The following is a 4976-nucleotide window of genomic DNA, read 5'->3' on the forward strand; positions in this document are numbered from 1 at the left end:
TCAGGCATGGTCTGATCGTCGAGGCCCCTGACAGGTTCCGTGACCTGCGTGGGGGGCTGGTTCGTATCCGGCCGTACCGGCTGACCGACGTGGGCCGCACCGCTCTTGGCCTCGTCGAGGAGGCTCCTGCCGACGAGGAGGCCCCGCGGGGCGACGTCCCGGCGACGGTCGCCGTTGCCGACGTCCGGGTTGGCATGGCTACGCCGCTGGGCTGGGTGGACTACGTCTCCCGGCTGGACGAGGGCGGGGCCATCGTCTACTACCGCCCGTTTGATCGGTCCGTGCTCACGTGCCGCGCGTGGCCTGCTGGCGAGCGGCTGACGCTCGTTCCCTGCCCGCACATCCCCAACTTCTTCGACCGCTCCCGCTGCGCGAAGTGCGGTCACGAGCTGGGGAGCGTGGCCGCGTGAGGCCCGCCATCACGCTGTGGTCGGACGCTTCGGACACGTACGGTGCTGGGGTGGTTCGCAAGCTGCGCACGATCGGTTACCGCCGGATCTCCGATGACCGTGAAGGGCTGGAGGCCGGGGTCACCCGCCAGGACGAGGACATCCGGGAGCTTGCCGAGCAGCGTGACGATGTCGAGCTGATCGACGTGCTGACGGACAACGACCTGTCGGCCACGAAGGACTACCGGCCGGAGTTCGAGCGCATCCTCGCCATGGCGCGGGCCGGCGAGATCGACGCTGTGATCGCGTGGACGTCGAACCGCTTCCTGCGCAACCGGCCCGACCGGATGCGCGTGATCGAGCTGTTCAAGGCCCGCAACGTCCGGCTGATTCCGGTCAAGGGCACCACCATGGACTTCACCTCCGCCGACGGCCGGATGATGGCGGACATCATCTTCTCGATCGACGCGGGCGAGGCCGAGCGCACAGCGGAGCGGGTGTCCCGCGCGGCCAGGCAACGCGCGGAACAGGGCCGCCACCACGGCGGACCCAGGGCGTACGGCTACGGGCCGATCGTCGCCACCGACCACGCAGGCAAGCCCGTCCGGGACTTCTACGCCCTCGTTCCGGAAGAGGCGGCGGTCATCCGCCGCATCGCTGCCGAGGTGCTGGCCGGCGTGCCGTTGGGGGCCATCGCGCGCACGCTCAACGCCGAAGCGGTCCCAACCGTGACGAAGGCCCACCGGCCGACCTGCCCGAACAACGTCAAGGGCCGCAGGGCGTGGACCGACTGCCCATGCCCGTACCGCGGGTGGGATGCGACCACCCTCAAGGAGATGATGGTCAACCCGCGTCTGATCGGCATGCGCGGCTACCAGACCCGCAGCACACGGCGCAGCACGGGAACCATCACGGTCATGGGCCCGGCGGCGTGGCCCGCCGTGCTGGACGTCGACACGTGGGAGCAGGTCCGCGCGATCCTCACGGACGCCTCGCGGCGGACCAACACCGACGCCGAGAAGGTGCGGCGCCTGCTGGCCGGGTTCGTCTACTGCGCCTCCTGCGGGCACAAACTGACCGGGAACGGCACGAACGGAACCCGGCTCTACTGCCAGCGACGCGACGGCCGCTGTCCGGCCAAGGTCCGGATCGGGGAAGACTTCCTCGTCGGGCTGGTCTCCGCTGCCGTACGGGGACGTCTGGACGAGCTGGTTCTCCAGCCGGTGGCCACGGAGGACCCGGCCGCCGCCGAGTTGGCGACGCTGGAGGCCCGCAAGAGCGCGCTGGCGGACCGCTGGGCGTCCGGGAAGATGGACAACGACGCCTACGACGACGCCCACAAGGCCATCGTCCGCCAGATCCGCGAGGCCGAGGCCCGCAGGCACACCAGCGCGCGACGACGCGCCACCCTGCCCGTGGACGGCGCCGCGGGCTAGGACGGACTCGGCGAGGACATCGCCGCCAAGCGGATGATCCTCACCCAACTGATCGACGGCGTGATCATCGGCGGGAACGGCACCGTCGAGGGCGACCAGGCCCAGCGCGTACGGACCGTGTGGCGAGACCTCAACGACCCCCGATAGCCCACACCACCGACGAACCCCCCCGGGGCCGCTGTCGGGGGCCTTCGTCGTACCTGACCGCCATGACGCCTGAGAGCCACGCTGGCGAGTCGAACCGTCGGTAGCGGCGGCCCCCCGCAGGAGCGGCACCGCGACACCACCTGCTACACGGCGCACCCGCGTTGAGCTGCGCGGATCGCAGCATGTAGCGGGTAGCACCTGCCCCTGCCTGGCCCTGGGAACCTGCCAGCGGCCCGTGTTCGAGGAACGATGCTGCCGCTACCCGCTACACCGGCCAAAGTGTGACGATCGTCGGATGCGGGTTCGTCGGGGTCTCGTCGGTGATGCCGAGCGGGTCGCCCAGGTACCTGTGCTGTCCTGGCAGGTCGGCTACCGCGGGCTCCTGCCGCAGCCACTTCTCGATGGGCTCGACCCAGCACAGCGCGTGCCGCGGTGGACGACGACGCTGGGGCGGGCCGCCTGGCCGGCCCGAGGCGCTCTGGTCGCCGACGACGCCGGTGACATCGTTGGCTTCGCGGACCTGGGTCCCACCCAAGATGACGACCAGGACGCCAGCGAGGTCGGGGAGATCGTCTCCTTCTACGTCCTGCCCACCGTCTGGGAGCGGGGTGTCGGACGCGGCCTGATGGCCGCGGCGATGCGCAGTTTCGAGGCGGCGGGCTTCACTTGCGCCACGTTGTGGGTGATGGAGACGAACCTTCGCGCCCAGCGGTTCTACTCGCACCTGGGCTGGGAGCCTGACGGGGCTGTCCGGGACGAGGTCGTCGGCGGAGCCGTGATTCGTGACGTTCGGTATCGATATGAGCTGGGAAGATGACAGGTTCGCGGGCCGCTGCCGCGATGGTTGCGATCGATCTCGGCGGGCTGGGCGGGCAAGCGGGCACCGCGCCGGTAAGCGCCCTATGGGGCAGGATGCGACGTCACAGCGGGCCAGCGCAAAGCCAGCGGCGCGGTGCGTCGGCGGCACCAGAGGGCTGACCTGCGACGCTGTGACGCGCGCGGCCGATGCCAGCGATCAATGGTCCACATTGACCAGCCCGCTGTGAGTATCCGCGCTGGGAACCCGACCTGCACAGCGATCTCTACTGACAACCCTGGCTGTCGGCGCAGATCCGACAACCAGGGTTGTCGCGCCGTTGCCTGGCGTCACACCCGGCGGTCGAGGACCTGCCGAACGCGCGCCATCTGGTCGCGCCAGAGCCGCTCAACGGTGCAGCGACAATCGTGGTCGTCGTTCGCGCTCGCCTACTGGTAGTCGATCAACGTAGGTTCTGGCCACTCGGAACGTATCTCCTGGGTATCTCCCCTGTCCTTCCGGCTGGACCCTGGCGGGTCTCCCTCGCGTTTCGCACGGGGTTTGGCGACCGTTCCTTCTCTTGGTCGAGGTGCCGGAGCGACTGGGGACCAAGAGCATCAGCGGAAGACCGCGACGTCCCGCAGATGCCGAGCCGTGGCGCCCAAGGCGAACTTGTAGGGCTCGTCGCCTCTCCCAAGCTCGACGATTGTGATTCCCTCGTCGAACGCCTGCGCGGCGACCTCTGCAAGGAGCAGGTGGCTGGGGCTGAACCGAGCGAACGCGGGCTCATAGGTGGTCATGTACAGCAACAATGCCGATTCGGTCCGGAAGAACAAAGCTTGTGCGATCGGCGCGCCGCCAAGCGCGAGAACTGCAAGGAAAGATCGGCTCTGCGAGGCCAGAGAGGCGCCTGCCTCCCCTATGAACGCGGGGAAGCTCCGGTGTCGGTCCATAGCCGGGAGCTCATGCAGGCGCCCCCTGCGCTCCCACGCCGCCAGCCTCGCGGCTACGAAGCCGGCGAGTGCCGTGGGCATGCGTGCGGGGTGCGCCTCGCGGTAGCACGTCAGTCGTCCTTGCCCGCTCAGATGCCGGCGAGCCCAGCGCAGCTTCTTCCTGGTCGCTGGCGACCAGCCCGGGATAGCCGACAGCGGGCCGAACGAAGGGTCGCGAGGTTTGATTGCAAGTACCGGCGCGGGACAGGCGGCTACGCACGGCAGTGACTGGGCCAGAACACCGTCGGGACGCACATCGCATAGCTGCACCGGAGTACCCAAGCGGTGGCGCAGGCGTACAGCTTCTACAAGTGCCTCGACAGTCTGCAACCGGTGGCTGTTCCCGAGTAGCGCATCGTGCTCGTCGCCAAGCGGGTTGCCGGCCCAGCAGATACCTCGCGGTCCCAGAGAAAGGGTAAGAACACCGACTAGTTTGTCGTCTTCGAAGGCGACCGTCAGCAAGGGCGAGCCGAGATCCGGAAGTTGCCGCCAAGCGGCCAGACACCAAGCCGGGGAGGTGTAGATCGCGCTAGCCCCGCCCGCGGCTAAAGTTCCCCACTGGTTAGCGAGGCTTTCGGCGGCTTCGACTGTGGTGTACTCGACAATTGTAATCAAAGGCTGCCTCACATGTGAATCAGGACCCGTCGGGAGCGGCCAGGAGAACGACTAACCTTGGCGCCCGCCGATCAGGACAGTAGCAGGGTGGCCGTTGACAAGGATCTCATGCGACACGCGAATAATGAACCCATTGTTCTGGAGGCTCTTCTCGAAGATGTGGGCCGTCCTTCGTGAGGTGAGCAGGACCAGCCTTCCGGAGTCCGGGCGCAGAACCCGGCTAAAACTCCGCGCCGCAAGCTCGGTGAACTCTTCGTACGACATGGGAAGGTCCTCGTGCTCACCCCATGGTGGGTCGGTGACGATGACGTCGACTTGGCCGTCCCCGACCGAGGGGAGCGTCAGTGCGTCCTCGCCAAGAAACCGCACCCACCTGCTGCGAGCCAGCTCGGGGGAGAGGGAGGACCGGAGCTTTGGAAGATCCTGGTCTGAGTAGCAGATCACCCGAGCGGGATACTCGAGCCGTGCCTGCACGAAGGAGCCGCTGCCGGCAAAAGGATCGAGGAAGGAGTCGTTATCTGTCGGCACCGAGGCCGAAACCAGCATGTTTGACAGCTCATAGGAGATGGCTCCCTTTACCTTCGGGGGATTCTTCTTCTTT

Annotated in this window: 5 protein-coding genes; 3 read left to right on the top strand and 2 right to left on the bottom strand. The window is 67.7% G+C overall.

Features of this window, described 5'->3' with window-relative positions:
- The 3 genes from AC08OP_RS20480 to AC08OP_RS20490 all read left to right on the top strand — a co-directional run.
- Positions 1-410, top strand: a 410-nt coding sequence (locus tag AC08OP_RS20480; protein ID WP_476615662.1) for a hypothetical protein, incomplete at its 5' end; no start/stop codon positions are given.
- Positions 411-460: 50 nt separating this feature from the next.
- Positions 461-1825 carry a recombinase family protein gene (locus AC08OP_RS20485; protein WP_476615663.1) on the top strand — a complete coding sequence of 455 codons (1365 nt, stop codon included), beginning with the start codon at positions 461-463 and terminating at the stop codon, positions 1823-1825.
- Positions 1826-2267: 442 nt separating this feature from the next.
- Positions 2268-2789 (top strand): N-acetyltransferase family protein, encoded by a 522-nt coding sequence (locus tag AC08OP_RS20490; RefSeq protein WP_476615664.1) that lies wholly within the window; start codon positions 2268-2270, stop codon positions 2787-2789.
- Positions 2790-3385: 596 nt separating this feature from the next.
- Here the strand turns inward: AC08OP_RS20490 and AC08OP_RS20495 are convergent.
- Positions 3386-4387: a GNAT family N-acetyltransferase gene (locus AC08OP_RS20495; RefSeq protein ID WP_476615665.1), complete on the bottom strand. Its 1002-nt coding sequence runs from the start codon at positions 4385-4387 to the stop codon at positions 3386-3388.
- 39 nt (positions 4388-4426) lie between these two features.
- Positions 4427-4976: TRM11 family SAM-dependent methyltransferase (locus tag AC08OP_RS20500; protein WP_476615666.1), on the bottom strand; the 550-nt coding region annotated here is incomplete at its 5' end.

The organism is Frankia sp. CeRuru1 (assembly GCF_977966315.1).

Excerpts from the sequence above, each read along its gene's own strand:
- AC08OP_RS20490 (WP_476615664.1), top strand. The coding sequence starts at position 2,268 with ATGCGGGTTCGTCGGGGTCTCGTCGGTGATGCCGAGCGGGTCGCCCAG.